This is a genomic window from Ruegeria sp. AP11 (assembly GCF_056535865.1).
In genome coordinates, this window is record NZ_JBQFJB010000002.1 from 361,782 (window position 1) to 376,090 (window position 14,309).

General features: G+C 58.0%; 16 protein-coding genes. 9 read left to right on the forward strand and 7 right to left on the reverse strand.

Translation table 11 applies throughout. From position 1 onward, the window contains the following. Positions 1-58 precede the first annotated feature (58 nt). From ACR3E4_RS19600 to ACR3E4_RS19615, 4 genes are all read right to left on the reverse strand, one after another. Entirely contained in the window at positions 59-799 is a 741-nt protein-coding gene (locus ACR3E4_RS19600) for an aspartate/glutamate racemase family protein (RefSeq protein WP_480530850.1), read from the reverse strand. Between the two features lie 44 nt (positions 800-843). Beyond that, positions 844-2,082 (reverse strand): NAD(P)/FAD-dependent oxidoreductase, encoded by a 1,239-nt coding sequence (locus ACR3E4_RS19605; RefSeq protein ID WP_480530852.1) that lies wholly within the window; start codon positions 2,080-2,082, stop codon positions 844-846. A 4-nt stretch (positions 2,083-2,086) separates the two neighbouring features. Then, entirely contained in the window at positions 2,087-4,300 is a 2,214-nt protein-coding gene (locus ACR3E4_RS19610) for a TRAP transporter permease (RefSeq protein ID WP_480530854.1), read from the reverse strand. Between the two features lie 80 nt (positions 4,301-4,380). Beyond that, a complete protein-coding gene (locus ACR3E4_RS19615; protein WP_480530856.1) occupies positions 4,381-5,388 on the reverse strand; it encodes a TAXI family TRAP transporter solute-binding subunit in 1,008 nt (335 codons plus the stop codon). Between the two features lie 128 nt (positions 5,389-5,516). On the opposite strand from ACR3E4_RS19615, the gene ACR3E4_RS19620 reads away from it, so the two are divergent. Continuing rightward, on the forward strand, positions 5,517-6,488 hold the full coding sequence (locus ACR3E4_RS19620; RefSeq protein ID WP_480530858.1) for a LysR family transcriptional regulator: 972 nt from the start codon (positions 5,517-5,519) through the stop codon (positions 6,486-6,488). A 32-nt stretch (positions 6,489-6,520) separates the two neighbouring features. On the opposite strand, the gene ACR3E4_RS19625 is transcribed toward ACR3E4_RS19620, so the two are convergent. After that, on the reverse strand, positions 6,521-7,393 hold the full coding sequence (locus ACR3E4_RS19625; protein WP_480530860.1) for a LysR family transcriptional regulator: 873 nt from the start codon (positions 7,391-7,393) through the stop codon (positions 6,521-6,523). Between the two features lie 96 nt (positions 7,394-7,489). On the opposite strand from ACR3E4_RS19625, the gene ACR3E4_RS19630 reads away from it, so the two are divergent. The 3 genes from ACR3E4_RS19630 to ACR3E4_RS19640 all read left to right on the forward strand — a co-directional run bounded on the left by ACR3E4_RS19630 (position 7,490) and on the right by ACR3E4_RS19640 (position 9,577). Beyond that, the gene (locus ACR3E4_RS19630; RefSeq protein WP_480530862.1) at positions 7,490-7,789 is read left to right on the forward strand and encodes a DUF2218 domain-containing protein; all 300 of its coding nucleotides are present in this window, start codon (positions 7,490-7,492) and stop codon (positions 7,787-7,789) included. A 13-nt stretch (positions 7,790-7,802) separates the two neighbouring features. Next, positions 7,803-8,861 (forward strand): DUF3500 domain-containing protein, encoded by a 1,059-nt coding sequence (locus ACR3E4_RS19635; protein WP_480530864.1) that lies wholly within the window; start codon positions 7,803-7,805, stop codon positions 8,859-8,861. A gap of 173 nt (positions 8,862-9,034) precedes the next feature. Next, entirely contained in the window at positions 9,035-9,577 is a 543-nt protein-coding gene (locus ACR3E4_RS19640; protein WP_480530866.1) for a cytochrome b, read from the forward strand. 68 nt (positions 9,578-9,645) lie between these two features. Here ACR3E4_RS19640 and ACR3E4_RS19645 read toward each other — a convergent pair whose 3' ends face one another. Continuing rightward, positions 9,646-10,584: a LysR family transcriptional regulator gene (locus ACR3E4_RS19645; protein ID WP_480530868.1), complete on the reverse strand. Its 939-nt coding sequence runs from the start codon at positions 10,582-10,584 to the stop codon at positions 9,646-9,648. 65 nt (positions 10,585-10,649) lie between these two features. Between ACR3E4_RS19645 and ACR3E4_RS19650 the strand changes: the two genes are divergently transcribed. From ACR3E4_RS19650 to ACR3E4_RS19660, 3 genes are read left to right on the forward strand one after another with little or no spacing between them, the layout of a single operon-like run. Beyond that, a complete protein-coding gene (locus ACR3E4_RS19650) occupies positions 10,650-10,940 on the forward strand; it encodes a putative quinol monooxygenase (protein WP_480530870.1) in 291 nt (96 codons plus the stop codon). 34 nt (positions 10,941-10,974) lie between these two features. Further along, the gene (locus ACR3E4_RS19655; protein ID WP_480530872.1) at positions 10,975-11,523 is read left to right on the forward strand and encodes a thioredoxin family protein; all 549 of its coding nucleotides are present in this window, start codon (positions 10,975-10,977) and stop codon (positions 11,521-11,523) included. 3 nt (positions 11,524-11,526) lie between these two features. Further along, positions 11,527-11,904 (forward strand): VOC family protein, encoded by a 378-nt coding sequence (locus ACR3E4_RS19660; RefSeq protein ID WP_480530874.1) that lies wholly within the window; start codon positions 11,527-11,529, stop codon positions 11,902-11,904. 65 nt (positions 11,905-11,969) lie between these two features. Here ACR3E4_RS19660 and ACR3E4_RS19665 read toward each other — a convergent pair whose 3' ends face one another. After that, complete coding sequence (locus tag ACR3E4_RS19665) at positions 11,970-12,905, reverse strand: GlxA family transcriptional regulator (protein WP_480530876.1); 936 nt, start codon at positions 12,903-12,905, stop codon at positions 11,970-11,972. A gap of 100 nt (positions 12,906-13,005) precedes the next feature. On the opposite strand from ACR3E4_RS19665, the gene ACR3E4_RS19670 reads away from it, so the two are divergent. Together ACR3E4_RS19670 and ACR3E4_RS19675 are read left to right on the forward strand one after the other, a co-directional pair. Further along, the gene (locus ACR3E4_RS19670) at positions 13,006-13,557 is read left to right on the forward strand and encodes a cysteine hydrolase family protein (RefSeq protein ID WP_480530878.1); all 552 of its coding nucleotides are present in this window, start codon (positions 13,006-13,008) and stop codon (positions 13,555-13,557) included. Positions 13,558-13,581: 24 nt separating this feature from the next. Next, on the forward strand, positions 13,582-14,226 hold the full coding sequence (locus tag ACR3E4_RS19675) for a glutathione S-transferase family protein (protein ID WP_480530880.1): 645 nt from the start codon (positions 13,582-13,584) through the stop codon (positions 14,224-14,226). Positions 14,227-14,309: the final 83 nt, after the last annotated feature.

The window sequence follows — 14,309 nt, forward strand, 5'->3', positions numbered from 1 at the left end:
TACCCTGTGTGGACGCATTACATTTGTAAGCGCAAGGTGCAGGAGCTGCTAGTCAGGATCAAGCCCAAGGCATCATGCCGGAATATGGGGACCGAACTGAAACCGCGTGCGCCATATACGCCAACGTCGTCAGGTCAAACACGGGTAGCCTCAGTTCTTCTTGTATCCGTGCGGCATAGGGCGGCAGATCGGTGCACTCCAGAACCACTGACCGAATTTCAGGCGCTTCGCGTTGCAGATCACGTGCGGCCTGCAGCACTTCGGCCTCGATCAGGTCGGTATCCATGCGGGTGCGGGTATTCCGCAAGATCACCTCAGCGAATTCCTCTGTGTCTTCCAGCCCTTTCACAACGACCGGAACGCCCGCAGCCCCAACACCCTCCAGATGTCTGGGCGTCAAAGCCGAGGCATCCGCAGTCAACACGCCAACAGGGGCTTTGGCGCCAGTCATGTTGAATGCCAACGGCACTTGTATGAGGCTTGAAGCAAAAACCGGGATCGAGACCGCGGCGGCCAGTTCCTTTTGAAACAAGGCAAGGAAACCGCAACTGCCGGTGATCGCCCGCACGCCCTCGGCCTCCAGCCGCTGCGCGCCTTTGATGAACGGGTCCAGCAACTCAGGTTTGGGGTCGTGCAATAGGTCCGGAACGGTCACGCCGTCGATCATTTCATACAATACGGGGAAGGGCAGGCTGGACGGGTTTTTGATATGTCCGGGCGGTTTTGGGAAATAGCTTTCCAGACACAGCACACCGATGGATGCACCGCAGATATTTTGTCCGCCATTATAAACCGGCATGCTTTATTCCTTCCTGTGGCAAGGCTGTGACGCGGGTTTTGCTCCTAGAACCGCGTCAGCGAAAATGGATCCAGATCGATATTGTGCCGCCGACCTGACATAAGATCGGCCACCAGCTCTCCGGTTTTCGGGGCCATCATCAACCCGTAATGAGAATGCCCGAAGGCTGCATAGATCCCCGATTTTCCGTTGACCTGACCGATGGCCGGGAGGCTATCGGGAAAAGACGGCCGCCGCCCCATCCAGAATTGCGCATCCTTCGTGTTCAGGTCTGGCATCATGGCTTGGGCCTGTTGGATCAGGATGGCTTTCTTGCGCGGATCGGCAGGGGCGTCGATGTCGGCAAACTCGGCTGTTCCTGCGACTCTCAGGCCATCCTGCATGGAACTGGCGACGATCTTTGCGTCGACGTCCATGACCGAATGATTGAGGCTATTGCTAGCGTCGGGGAACTCAACATGATATCCGCGCTCGGCAACCAGCGGTACTTTAATACCCATAGGTTTCAACAGATTTGCCGACCAGACCCCGGCGGCCATGACGATATGGTTGGCGCGTATTGTGTCACCAGAGGTTTTCAGCTCCCAGCTTCCCTCAGCGGTTTGAGATATCGCCTTGACCTCGGTTTTTATAATCTCGGCACCCTGAGCCCGCGCTTTCTCAGCCAGAACTGTGCCAACACGGCCCGGAGACAACACGCGCGCTTGTCCCTTTATCAAAACGGCAGCTTTGAATTCCGGGGATAGAGCAGGTTCCAAACGGCGCAGCTCAGCACCGTCCACACGCTCAAGCTGCCCGCCTTTTTCTGCGCGAATTTGATAATCCAGACCTTCAAGGTTTGCGTTCTCGGGGCGACGAAAGGCGTGAACGTAGTAGCTGTCTGTGATCAGGTTTTCATGACCGGTACCGTTCAGGTGTTTCCGATAAAGCTCGATGGAGGGGCGGCACAGCAGCTCCATCGCGTCGGATGTTTTCCGGACTTTGGTCTCATTTGAGTTCCCCAGAAACCGCAGTCCCCAGGGGATCATCTTTGGCCAAAAGGTTGATCGAACCGACAACGCGCTTTTGGGGTTCAGAAGCATTGCGGGCAATTGCTTCCACACTCCGGGCATGGATTGCGGGATGATCGACCACGGCGAGACAACACCGGCGTTCCCGAACGAGGTTTCCTGCCCCGGTTCACCCCGATCGATCAACCGAACCGGAATACCGCGTTCCTGCAGCGACAAGGCGCAGCAAATGCCGACGATCCCCGCGCCTATGATGGTCACTTGTTCTGTCATCGTTTCAGGCCGGTGAGTGACTTCGGTTGCGGGCGATCAGTTGGGTGACAATGACCGGCGAGGCCACCGCCAGCGCGATCAGGTCTGCGGTCAGGCTTGGCGCGACAAAGATCACCCCGGCAATCGCCATCAGGATGCGCGAGAAGATGTTCATCGGTTGCAGCCAGTATCCCACGACCGCCGCCGACAGGGCGATAACCCCGGCGATACAGCTGGTGGCGGTATAGGTGAACTCCCACAGATTGAAGCCGGTCGAGGACACGAACAGCAGCACCGGCGCATAGACAAACGCCATCGGCGCGATCACCTTGCCCAGCCCCAGCGTAAAGGCCGACAGGCCGGTGCGGAACGGGTTGGAATTGGCAATCGCCGCCGCCGCATAGGCCGACGTACAGACCGGTGGCGTGATCTCGGACACCACGCCGTAATACAACACGAACAGGTGGCTGGCGATGGGCGGCACGCCAAGCTGCGCCAGCGCAGGCTGCGCCACCGAAACCAACATGATGTACAGCGCCGTGGTCGGGATGCCCGCGCCCATCAGAATGCAGACAATCGCGATGAAGACCAGCGAGATGAACAGTTGCAGGTCTTCCATGGCAAACAGCTGGAAGCTGCCGAACGAGATCATGTTGTACAGATCCGAGGCCAGATTGCCCGCGCCCTGCGTCACCATGAATCCGATACGGAAGCCGATGCCGGTGGTGTTGATCACGCCCACGACGATGCCAACCGCAGCGGCGGCGGCACCCACGGCCAGCGAGTATTTCACACCCAGTTCCACCGCTTGCAGCATCTCGGGCACTTCGATGCGTTTCTGAGGATTCAGCGTGGCGATCACCGACAATCCGCACAGGATCGCGGTCATGGTCAGATCGAATCCACCGTCCGAGAATTTCCATAGGACAAAGGCCAGAAATGCCGCTGCATAGATCAGCGTTGGCGGTTGCTTGATGCGCGACATGCCCGCGATCACGGCCAGCGAGATGCCGCAGAAGGCTGACATGAACGGTGTGTACCCAGTGAACAGCACCACCAGCAGGCCGATCAGCGGCACGATATTGGCCCAGCCCTCGGCCCAGACGGCCTTGAGTTGCGGCAGTTGTTCCTTGGCCAGACCTTTCAGGTTCAGCTTGCGCGCCATCAGGTGCACCACGGCAAAAACGCCGACATAGTGCAGGATCGCCGGGAAGATCGCAGCGATGACGATGGTGGTGTAAGGCACCTCAAGGAACTCGGCCATGATGAAGGCCGCGGCCCCCATGATGGGCGGCGTGATCTGCCCCCCGGCCGAAGACGCGGCCTCGACCCCGCCTGCAAAATGGCCGGGATAGCCCAGACGCTTCATGTTCGGAATGGTCAGCGCGCCGGTTGACACGGTGTTGGCCACCGAAGACCCCGAGATTGTGCCGAAGAAGGCCGAAGAGACCACCGACACTTTAGCCGGTCCGCCGGTATAGCGGCCCGCAAGAATGGTGGCATTATCGATGAAAAGCTGCCCCAATCCGGTGCGCTGCGCGATGACGCCGAACAGGACAAAGTGGAACACGATGGTCGAAACCACCCACAGCGTGACGCCATAGATGCCTTCCTGCGGGAAATACATCGACGACACGAAGGTTTTGAAATTCACCCCCGGATGCTGCAGCAGGCCGGGGAAATACGGCCCCAGCAGCGCGTATGAGATAAAAACACAGATGATCAGTGGCAGCACCCAGCCCAACGTGCGGCGGGCGATGTCCAACACCAACAGGATGATGATGACGCCAAGGACAACGTCATAGGTGTTGGGGTTGCCCATGCGGAAGGTCTGTTCCTCAATCCCCAGAAACGGAATGCCGCGCCAGGCAAAACCGACATAAAGCGCGGCAACGATGCCAAGCGCCATGAAGACCAGATCGTATAGGGGGATGTTGCCGATGCGGAACCGGCTAACCTTTAGGGCATAGAGGCTTTTGGCCCCGATCACCGGGATGGTCGCATAGACCAGAATGAACAGCAGCGCCAGATAGATGCCCATGTGCCAGTGGTCGGCGGGCAGGCCGAATCCGGCCGTGAAGAATTCATAGAACGCAAAGATCAGGGCAACGACACGCAGCACCTTGCCCGTGGTGGGCGTGACTTGCCGGACGGCGGCGCCCTCGTCGAACTGTTCTTCGATGGCGGCCAGTTCCTCGGCTGTCAGTTCGTAGTCGTCAGGTCTGTGGGTCTCGGACATGATGGCCCCCCGATATCGCGCATTTCAGGAATGCGGTGCCCCGGATGGGGCACCGCCTGCATGTTTTTCGTGTGCTTGGATTATTGAAGAAGCCCGGCTTCTTTATAGAACTTCTCGGCACCCGGATGCAGCGGAACGCCCAGTGCCTCGACACCGTCCAGTGCCGTGTCCGCGGTGATCTGCTTGCCTTTGGCATGGCCATTGTCGAGCAGCTTGCGGGTGTTGTCGTTCCACAGCGCCTTGGTCAGGCCGTAAACCAGATCGTCCGACAGGTCCGAGGACACAACCAGCATGGCGCTGACCGCAGGGGTCTTGGTCTCGGCATCAATGCCCTCATAGACGCCACCTGGAATGGCCGAAGGGATATAGGCCGGGATGATTTCGTTGATCTTGGCCAGATCCTCGTCGCTGAACGAATGCAGGTTCATGCCCTTGGTCGAGGACAGCTGCACCATTGCGGCAACCGGCCAGCCTGCGGCATAGAAATAGGCGTCCAGTTGACCATCGGCCAGACGCTCGGCGCTTTGGCTGTTGTTCAGCTCGGCCTCGTCCATATTGTCGCGGTTGACGCCCCAGGCGTCCAGCATTTGCAGCACGGCCACCTGCGTGCCTGATCCTGCCTGCGCGATACCAACGCGCTTGCCTTCCAGATCACCCAGGTCATTGATCGTCGACCCGGCGGGTAGCACCAGATGCAGGTCCTCAGGGAACAAGTTCGCCACGATGCGCAGCTTGGGGTGCGGCTTGCCTTCGAACTTGCCTTCGCCCAGATACATCGAACGGGTGACGTCGGCTGCGGCCAGTCCGGCCTCAAGCTCACCATTCTGCACGGCGGCGTTGTTGAAGACCGACGCGGTGGTGGATTGCGCGATGGCGATCAGGCCGGGCACGCCGCATTGGCCACCCTCTTCGCAGGGGCGCGAGCCCGGAGGCGCCGAAATACCGTTTGCGATGGTGCCGCCAATGGGGAAATAGGTGCCGCCAGCACCACCGGTGCCAATACGGAAAAAGGTCGGGTCCTGTGCCAGCGCAGGGGCTGCCAGCGCGCCGGCCAAAGCCAGACCAGTCAGGCATTTCACTAGTTTCATCGTCGTCTCCGTTGTTGGTTCGTGGGATTCGGTTTGACCGAACCTCGATCACAAAAGCGTAAAGACAAATTTCATAAATACAAATTTGTTATATTTCACAAAACTAAAGTCTGACTTATAGATTGCTCATGAACCTCACGCAGCTCACCGTATTTCGCGAAGTGATGGAAACCGGCTCCATCTCTCAGACGGCCAGGAAACTGAACCGCACACAGCCAGCGATCAGTCTGGCGTTGAAGAACCTTGAAAGAACTCTTGGCCTTACCTTGTTCGAGCGCAAGGGCAGGCGTCTGGTTCCGGTGCCCGAGGCGCATTACCTTCTGGCCGAGACGACGGGCATTCTGGATCGGCTTGCGGCGATATCCAGTACGATGGAAGGGTTGATCAAGGGACATTCCGGCAGCCTGAACATAGCCACGATGCCGGGTCCGTCGGCTTTTCTGTTTCCGCGTTTCATCAGCCAGTCTGTCGGAGAGAATCCGGATATCCGTATCACGCTGTCCACGCGCAGCTCGCCCCAGATCAAGGAGCTTGCCGGGACACAAAACATCGACTTCGGCTTTGCGGATTTTGAACATTCGGTCGGGAAGCAACCTTCATATTCCGTCGAATTGATCCGGGCCGACTGTTTCTGCGCTGTCGACAGGGAGAACCCGCTTGCCGCGCGTGACGGCATCACGATTTCCGAACTCGATGAGGTCCCGATGGGTGGGCTTCACGCCACACATCCGTTCCAACACAAAATTCGGAGCCGGTTTGAAGAGGTGGCTGCCGGTTATAACCCAGCAGTAACCTGTCAGTATTTTTTGCCGCTCATCCCATTTGTTAGCTCGGGACAATGCTGCACAATTGTGGACCCATTGACGGTTGCGACCGAGCGCGAACTGAAGTCCTCTGGCGGTAAGGTCGTGTTCCTGCCTCTCCTGGACCCACTCAGGTATGAATACGCGATACTTGAACCCGAGCATCGCCCGCCGTCTCAACTGGCTTTGAAGATCAAAGCGGGCTGGAAATCCGAGGTCCTCAAGATGTTGGAAGATGTGGGGGCCAATCCCAGCATCAAAATGATCAGCGAAGAAGAAGGTGATCAAGATTGCTGATTCTGCACTGAGGCGGGTTGTTTGAGCAGGCGTCAGCCAGTCAGAAACTCGACAAATCTTCTTGCAAGGCTTTGACGGCGGGAGGCGCCGGACCATACGGCCTGAATTGCCAACTCCGGCAGGGACCAATCCGGCAGCAGCTGTTGCATTCGCCCGGATTTGAGTTCGTCCGAGACAAGGCTGATGGGCAGGTTGCCGAACCCGACCCCCGCCAATGTTCCGGCCTTGGCCGCAAGGATGCTTTGAACGCTGAGTTGGCTGATCTCCAATGTGACAGTCTGCAGCTCCCGCCCGTTGGTCAGCGAGAACACGTCGCCTGCGCGGCCCATAGACACGAAGGGCAGTCGTTCAAGGTCTGTTGGAGTCGCAACCGAGCCATGGCGAAGCAGGAAATCGGGCGTTGCGACCAGAACATGTTGAACTGATCCAATCCGCTTTCGGGTCAGGCTTGAGGCGGGCAGGTCGCCGATGCGAATGGCCAGATCATACGCTTCTTCGACAATGTCTTTGATGTGGTCGGTATATTCCAATGTCAGTGCAACATTCGGATAGCGCAGAACAAACTCCATCACGCGCGCTTCAAGCCTGGGATCGGGCACAAAGGCGGGCAGGGCGATCCGTAGGGCCCCTGCGATGTGATCCGACCCGGCCTCAATCCGGTCGATGACCCGTTCGATGCCCTCCATCCCGCGCTGTGCGACCTCGAACAATTGCCGCCCATTTTCCGACAATGTCAGTTTTCGCGTGGTTCTGTGGACCAGTGTCTCGCCCAGCTCATCCTCAAGCCGCGAGATATGGTGGCTGATCACCGACGGCGTGACGCCCAACTGTCGGGCAGCTTTGACGAAAGCACCGGTTTGACCTACGGCGACAAAGGCAACGAGGCTTTGAGCATAGCGATACATTCATTCATTATATCGAAGAAAGAAATCGGATAAAATGGGATTATCCGGCAAACGGGCCGCCGCTATGTCCATCTCAGCGCGGAACGGAGATACCGGATGCCCCTGTCATCGAAAGCCACAGTTTCAACCCCGAAGGCCGACGGATACGTCGCGCAGCTTGCCAGGCATTTTGGTCACAAGATCGATGTCGAGCAAAAACCGGACGCGGTCGTGTTCCACTTTTCGGCGGGCACGGTGCAGGCTTGGGCAGAAGCCGAAACGCTGCAGTTGAGCGCAATAGCCGAGACTTTCGAACAATTGCATGAGGTCGAGCAAATACTTGGCTCTCATCTGGAACGGTTTGCGTTTCGCGAGGATCTGCGCGTGATTTGGCCCGAAGCCAGGGGCGACGAATAGAAGGATACCGAAGATGAAAGCTTTGACGACAACCGCCGCACTGTTTTTGGCCACCGCCGTATTCGCGCATGACGCCCCGGTCGATGAACATACTCAGATTGTACCGATCCCAGACTACGCACAGCCCTATGGCCCGGCCTCTGGTGCCGCGGCCCTTGAAGCGGCAGAGGCGTTTTTGGCCAGCGTCGACGCAACCACAAAGGCTCAGTTCATGTTTGACCTGAACGACCCCAACCGGGCGAAATGGTCCAACCTGCCTGCCGGGATTGTCGACCGCACCGGTATCTCGGTGGGTGAACTTTCCGACGAACAGCGCGGATTGCTGTTCGAGTTTCTGGCCTCGTCATTAGGCGAGGAAGGCTATCAAAACGTGGCGGAAGTCATGGCAGCCGAGACGTTCCTGAGCACAGACAAGAATGCCAAGCGACTGAAATGGGCGCCCGAGAACTACTGGTTGTCCTTCTTTGGTACGCCTTTGGCGGATGCCCCCTGGGGGTGGCAGTTCGGCGGTCACCATCTTGGCCTGAACATCGCGATCGAGGGCAACCGGGTCGAGTCCATGTCGCCCACCTTTGTCGGAACCGAACCTGCGATCTTCACCATCAATGGCGTGGATTATGAGGCGGTGCGCGACATGCACTTGTCGGGATACGCGGTGTTTGCCGCGTTGAACACCGAACAGCAGGCCGCAGCAGATGCAGGCGAGATTCCTGAGGATGTGCTTACGGGTCCGGGGCAGGATGGCACTATTCCGCCCGTGATCGGGTTGCGTGCTGCAGAGATGGGCGCCAATCAGCGGGCCCTGTTGCTGAGCGCGATCAAGGAATGGGTTTCGATCCAACCCGATGAAAACGCCGCCCCGCGTATGGCCGAATTGTCCGAAGGGCTGGATGGGATTACGTTTGCCTGGACTGGCACGGATGAGGTCAACACTCCCACCTACATGCGGATTCAAGGCCCGACGCTGATAATCGAGATGCTCTCGACCGGCGGAAATGTGGGTAAAAGCGCCGAGGGCGCGGGACATTATCACACAATCTATCGCAATCCGACCAAAGAGTACGGACAGTAAACCAATGCTCGGCGGGTCTTTTCGGGCCCGCCGATATTAGATTGAGCGCTTTGCGTACCGGTATGCCGCCTGTCGCCGCGCAGTGCGTTCCTGATCAAAAATTATTTTCGCCGGAACCGTTCTGCCGGGCCGTTAAATCCTCATCATATTACACAGCAGCAAAGGATCACGCCATGTCCACCATACCTTTGAGCCGTACAGAAATCTCCCTTCACTGGATCGTCGGGCTGGGTATGATCGCGGTCATCGCAATGGGTCTGTATATGACCCGCGCCGAAAACTTCGCCTTGTATGGAGTTCACAAATCCCTCGGGATCATCCTGTTTGGGTTCATCCTGTGGCGCGCGGTTTTGCGTCTGCGCAAAGGTTGGCCGGATGAAGCAAGCGCGGGCACGCGTATGGAACACGGTGTGGCGCGGGTGATCCATTGGGTGCTGATATTGGGCACAATCGCCATGCCGTTGTCGGGCATGCTTGACGCCTATATGTCCGGTCGTGGTCTGACAGTTTTTGGGCTGGACCTTGTGGCGGCCAACCTTGGTGATACCGGGCGGGCGATTGCCATCAACAAAGACTTGGCTGAAATTGGTGAAATCATCCACATTCTGGCCGCCAAAATCGTGATCGCAGCCATCGTACTGCACGTTGCCGGTGCGTTTAAGCATCACATCATCAACAAAGACGGCACCTTGCGACGCATGTTGGGGGCAAGCTGAGCTGGGTATCGGACTCTGCCGACAAAGTTTTTCAGATGGCGCAGCCGGGGAGCAGGCGTATTCCAGCCTCACTCCGGCTCTTGCACGATGGTCTGACGCACAGTGTTCTCAAGATGATTGGCAAAGGCCTGCACCCGCCTTGGTTGGGTGCGGCCGGGTGGGAACAGCAACTGCAATGGCGTCGGTGGCGGCGCATGGGCTGCCAGGATTTCGACGAGATGCCCGTTGTTGATATCTGCGCTGATATCCAGTTCGGACTTGAGGATAATCCCGTGTCCTTCCAGCCCCCATTGACGGACCAGCGCACCATCATTGGCGACGCGATCACCTCTGACGGTGACGACCTGTTGCGCGGGGCCCTGACCGAAACGCCATTGATTGTCGAGATGCGCGCCAAATCGCATCACAAGACAATTATGAGTGCATAAATCTGCTGGAGTGCCGGGTGTTCCCAGCCGCGCGAGATAGTCCGGCGCGGCACAGATCAACCGCCGGAATTGGCCCAGGCTGCGCCTGCGCAACGTGCTGTCGCCGATCTGGCCAAAGCGCAGGGCGATGTCGATCCCCTCTCCCACGACGTCGACATAACCGTCCGACAGCAACAGTTCGATTGAGATGTCCGGATGCTCTTTCAGAAAGCCCCCGATCGCCGCGGACACAATCGATCGCCCCAGATCGTTGGGCGCGGATACGCGGATGGATCCGCTTAGCGTTTGCGCGCCCATGCGGATACGCGCGTCCAGTTCATCAACGGATTCCAATACGGCGCGCGCGCCATCGACCAGTGTGCGGCCTTCTTCCGTCAGGCGAACGGATCGGGTTGTCCGGTTCAGCAGCACAACGCCGTAATGCGCTTCGAGCGCCGCCAGACGTTCAGACACAGTGGTCGCAGACAAACCTGCCTCGCGCGCGGCGGCGGTAAGCGAGCCTTTTTCGACGATTTGCAGGAACAAGGCGATGTTCTTGAGCAGCATTGTACGGATTGTCCGGATTATATATCCGTTCATTGCCTGTTTATCCGGCAAATGCAACAAACTAAGTATTTCGCCAGCACAAACTAAGGATAAATGACATGGCAAAACTGACCGTCGTGGCCAACATCAAAGCCAACCCGGATCAGATCGAACTGGTGAAGGCCGAATTGATCAAGCTGATCGACATCACCCGCGCCGAAGAAGGGTGCATCAACTACGATTTGCATCAGGACAACGACAACCCCGCCCATTTCATGTTCTACGAAAACTGGGAATCGCGCGAATTGTGGCAGACCCATATGAACAATCAGCACCTGAAGGATTATATGGCCGCCACCGAAGGCGCGGTTGCTGAGTTCACACTGAACGAAATGACCCTCATCTGCTGAGCGCCGTCGGGGATTACTGCAAAGGAAAGAGATCATGCTGCTGGACACTCCGATCTGTGACTTTGGCTGGAAAGCGCCGGATTTCACTCTGAAAACCCCGGACGGCCAACCGATCACCATGTCCGATCATCTGGAAAACGGCCTGCTGATCGCGTTCATTTGCAATCACTGCCCCTACGTCAAAGCCATTGCGACCCGGTTGGCAAACGATGCTGACCTGCTGATGTCCAAGGGCATTGGCGTATTGGCGGTGATGTCCAACAACTATCAGGACTATCCCGAGGATGCGCCGCCCCGGATGCAGGAGTTCGCGCGGCGCAACGGGTTTGCATTTCCTTACCTCGTTGACGAGGATCAGGCGGTGGGCAAGGCCTATAATGCCGTTTGCACGCCAGACTTTTTCGGGCTGAATTCCAGGGGCGAGTTGCAGTATCGCGGCCGCCTTGATGACGCCCATATGGGCGGCAGCGATGATCGCAACCCGGAACTGGTCAACGCGATGCTTCAGATCTCGGAAACCGGTCAAGGACCTCGCGATCAGGTCGCCTCGATGGGGTGTTCGATCAAATGGTCGCGAGGGTAAGTGATGGGCATCGGAGCACTCAATCATGTGAACCTCAGGACGACGCGTCTGGACGAGATGATCGATTGGTACCAACGGGTATTGGGGTTGACGGTTGGTGTCCGCCCGGACTTTCCGTTTCCGGGCGCATGGCTTTATTCGGGCGATACCGCCTACGTGCATCTTGTGGGGGTTGAGGCCGAGGCAGTGGGCTCGGAAACAAACCTGAAGCTCGAACATTTCGCGTTCTCCGCCACGGGGCGCGCGGCGTTCGAGGAAAGGTTCAGGGGACTTGACGTCGCGTATCGGCGCACGGATCTGGTTGCTGCTGATATCATACAACTGAATGTCTGGGACCCCGACGGTAACCACATACATATCGACTTTGCCGCAAGTGAATAAGCACCAGCGTTTCGGATATCGCACGGCTTTGCCGGGCGCTTAACGCCATGCAACCTCCATAGAGGTCAAGATTTCGCCGGAGAGAACCGTTTGCGATACTCACCCGGCGACAAGCCCACCACCTTGTGGAACATGCGCCGGAACGCCGAGATATCAATATACCCCACATCCCGGGCGATGGATTCGATGCTGGCGTGCGACAGTTCCAGCCGTTCACGGGCCTTGGCGATACGCAGCTGTTGCAGATACTCTGACGGGCTGAGATTGGTGGCGGCAAGAAACCGACGCCCGAAGGTGCGTGGCTCGAGGCGCGCGTTGCGGGCCATGTCTGCGACCGAGACCTGATCCGCAAATCGCTTCTGCACCCAATGTTGCGCCCGCAGGATGGCATCGTCGCCATGCGTCAGGTTGGGCGAGAACGAGCTGTAGAAACTCTGCGCCCGTTCGCCGGTGTCGATCAGGAAAAACCGGGCAACCTGAAGCATCACCGCAGGTCCCATGAAGCGGGCAATCAGGCGCAGGCCCAGATCGGTCCAGGCCATCAGCCCGCCAGCAGTGATGATATCGCCATCGTCGATCAACAGCCGTTCGGCCTGCAGTTGTACCTGCGGAAAGCGGGCGGAGAAATCCGGGGCCAGCGCCCAATGGGTGGTCGCCTGCCGCCCGTCCAGCAGACCGGAGGCGGCCAACGGGAAGGCACCGGCACAGATCGAACAGATCAGCGCGCCCCGGCGATGGTGATCCTGCACCCAGTTGACCAGGGTCTGCTCTTTCGCACCGCTGACCCTTGGTCCCAGGGCCGGAGGCAGGATCAGCGCCTCTAACTGGCTGTCATCCTTGGCGAAGTTCCGAATGACTTGTGTTTCAACCGGGCGCGCCTGTTCGGACTGATCCTGCTGAAACCGGCTGGCCACGGCAAACAAGTCTTGTAACCCGTGGATCGCGGCGCTCTGTGACTTAGGATAGGCGGCAATGCCGATGGTCAGGGGGTGATTTATCATTTGTCCGATCTAACGCGATTTATGTCCGATGCGCCAATCAAGTTCCAGCGATCCGTGCCTTAAATCAATGCCGCATACAGACCGAATAACGGAGACCACGATGACCAAATCCGCATTGATCCTGATCGACATCCAGAACGATTACTTCCCCGGCGGCAAATGGGAGCTTCACAAGATCGAAGACAGCGCCGCAAACGCTGCCCGTCTGCTGCAACAAGCCCGCGATGCGGGGCAGATGATTGTGCATGTGCATCACGAATTTCAAATCGATAACCCGCCCTTTTTCGCCCCGAACACACCGGGCGCTGAAATCCACAGCTCGGTCACCCCGCAAGACGGAGAGCACAAGGTGCTGAAGCACTACGTCAACGCCTTCCGCGACACCAACCTGCAGGCGCTGCTGGAAGAAAACGGTGTGACCGACGTCGCCATCGCAGGCGACATGAGCCACATGTGCATCGACGCCGCCGCCCGCAATGCCGCCGATATCGGCCTGAACGTCACCGTGGTCGAAGATGCTTGTTCTTCGCGCGATCTGGAGTTCAACGGTGAGGTGATCGCGGCTGAGCAGGTGCATAAGGCCTATATGTCGGCGCTGTCTTTTGCCTATGCCAAAGTTGTGACCACCTCTGATTATCTGACTGCGGCATAAGCATCTCGTAAGACGGAGATACAGATGACTACCCTCTACCACGCCCCCCTCACTTGCTCACTGGCTGCGCGTTTTGCCGCGGCCGAGGGCGGAGTTGATCTGGATATTGCTCCCCTCAATCTGGCTACCAAGGAACTGGCGGCTGGCGGATCGCTATATGACATTAACCCGCTGGGCCAGGTCTCGGTTCTGGAGCTTGAAGACGGCACAAAGCTGACCGAAACCTCGACGGTGATTGCCTGGATACAGGCGCAATCACAGAACGCGGATTTCCGGATTGATCCTACCAGCCCGGACTATTTCCAGATGCTGCGCTGGCTGGCCTTCTGCGCCACCGAACTGCACAAGGGTCTGTTCCGTGTCGTGTTCTATCAGGAAGCCACCGACGAAGTGAAAGACCGCGTGCGTGCTCTTGCACCGCTGCGGTTCGAGGTGCTGGAGAACCACCTGAACGGGCGCGATTATCTGCTGGGTGACAGGTTTTCGGCAGCGGATGCCTATCTGACATGGTTCTTCGTTCTGTCAGGTTATGCGCAGGTGGATCACGCCACCTATCCCAATATCGAAGCCTATCGTCAGCGTGTCCTGTCCCGCCCGGCGATCAAGGCGCTGATCGAAAGCGACACGCAACTGGATCAGGATCTGAAACAGAACCTGTTCGCGGCCTGACAATTTCGACATTCGTGGCCGCGCCATTGCGCGGTCACGTTGATCCGGCGGCATTCGCAGAGGAACCAAAAAAGTTGTCGCTG

Excerpts from the sequence above, each read along its gene's own strand:
- ACR3E4_RS19605 (WP_480530852.1), bottom strand. The coding sequence starts at position 2,082 with ATGACAGAACAAGTGACCATCATAGGCGCGGGGATCGTCGGCATTTGC.
- ACR3E4_RS19630 (WP_480530862.1), top strand. The coding sequence starts at position 7,490 with ATGCCCCTGTCATCGAAAGCCACAGTTTCAACCCCGAAGGCCGACGGA.
- ACR3E4_RS19625 (WP_480530860.1), bottom strand. The coding sequence starts at position 7,393 with ATGTATCGCTATGCTCAAAGCCTCGTTGCCTTTGTCGCCGTAGGTCAA.
- ACR3E4_RS19665 (WP_480530876.1), bottom strand. The coding sequence starts at position 12,905 with ATGATAAATCACCCCCTGACCATCGGCATTGCCGCCTATCCTAAGTCA.
- ACR3E4_RS19670 (WP_480530878.1), top strand. The coding sequence starts at position 13,006 with ATGACCAAATCCGCATTGATCCTGATCGACATCCAGAACGATTACTTC.
- ACR3E4_RS19660 (WP_480530874.1), top strand. The coding sequence starts at position 11,527 with ATGGGCATCGGAGCACTCAATCATGTGAACCTCAGGACGACGCGTCTG.
- ACR3E4_RS19655 (WP_480530872.1), top strand. The coding sequence starts at position 10,975 with ATGCTGCTGGACACTCCGATCTGTGACTTTGGCTGGAAAGCGCCGGAT.
- ACR3E4_RS19600 (WP_480530850.1), bottom strand. The coding sequence starts at position 799 with ATGCCGGTTTATAATGGCGGACAAAATATCTGCGGTGCATCCATCGGT.
- ACR3E4_RS19615 (WP_480530856.1), bottom strand. The coding sequence starts at position 5,388 with ATGAAACTAGTGAAATGCCTGACTGGTCTGGCTTTGGCCGGCGCGCTG.
- ACR3E4_RS19610 (WP_480530854.1), bottom strand. The coding sequence starts at position 4,300 with ATGTCCGAGACCCACAGACCTGACGACTACGAACTGACAGCCGAGGAA.
- ACR3E4_RS19675 (WP_480530880.1), top strand. The coding sequence starts at position 13,582 with ATGACTACCCTCTACCACGCCCCCCTCACTTGCTCACTGGCTGCGCGT.
- ACR3E4_RS19635 (WP_480530864.1), top strand. The coding sequence starts at position 7,803 with ATGAAAGCTTTGACGACAACCGCCGCACTGTTTTTGGCCACCGCCGTA.
- ACR3E4_RS19645 (WP_480530868.1), bottom strand. The coding sequence starts at position 10,584 with ATGAACGGATATATAATCCGGACAATCCGTACAATGCTGCTCAAGAAC.
- ACR3E4_RS19620 (WP_480530858.1), top strand. The coding sequence starts at position 5,517 with ATGAACCTCACGCAGCTCACCGTATTTCGCGAAGTGATGGAAACCGGC.
- ACR3E4_RS19640 (WP_480530866.1), top strand. The coding sequence starts at position 9,035 with ATGTCCACCATACCTTTGAGCCGTACAGAAATCTCCCTTCACTGGATC.
- ACR3E4_RS19650 (WP_480530870.1), top strand. The coding sequence starts at position 10,650 with ATGGCAAAACTGACCGTCGTGGCCAACATCAAAGCCAACCCGGATCAG.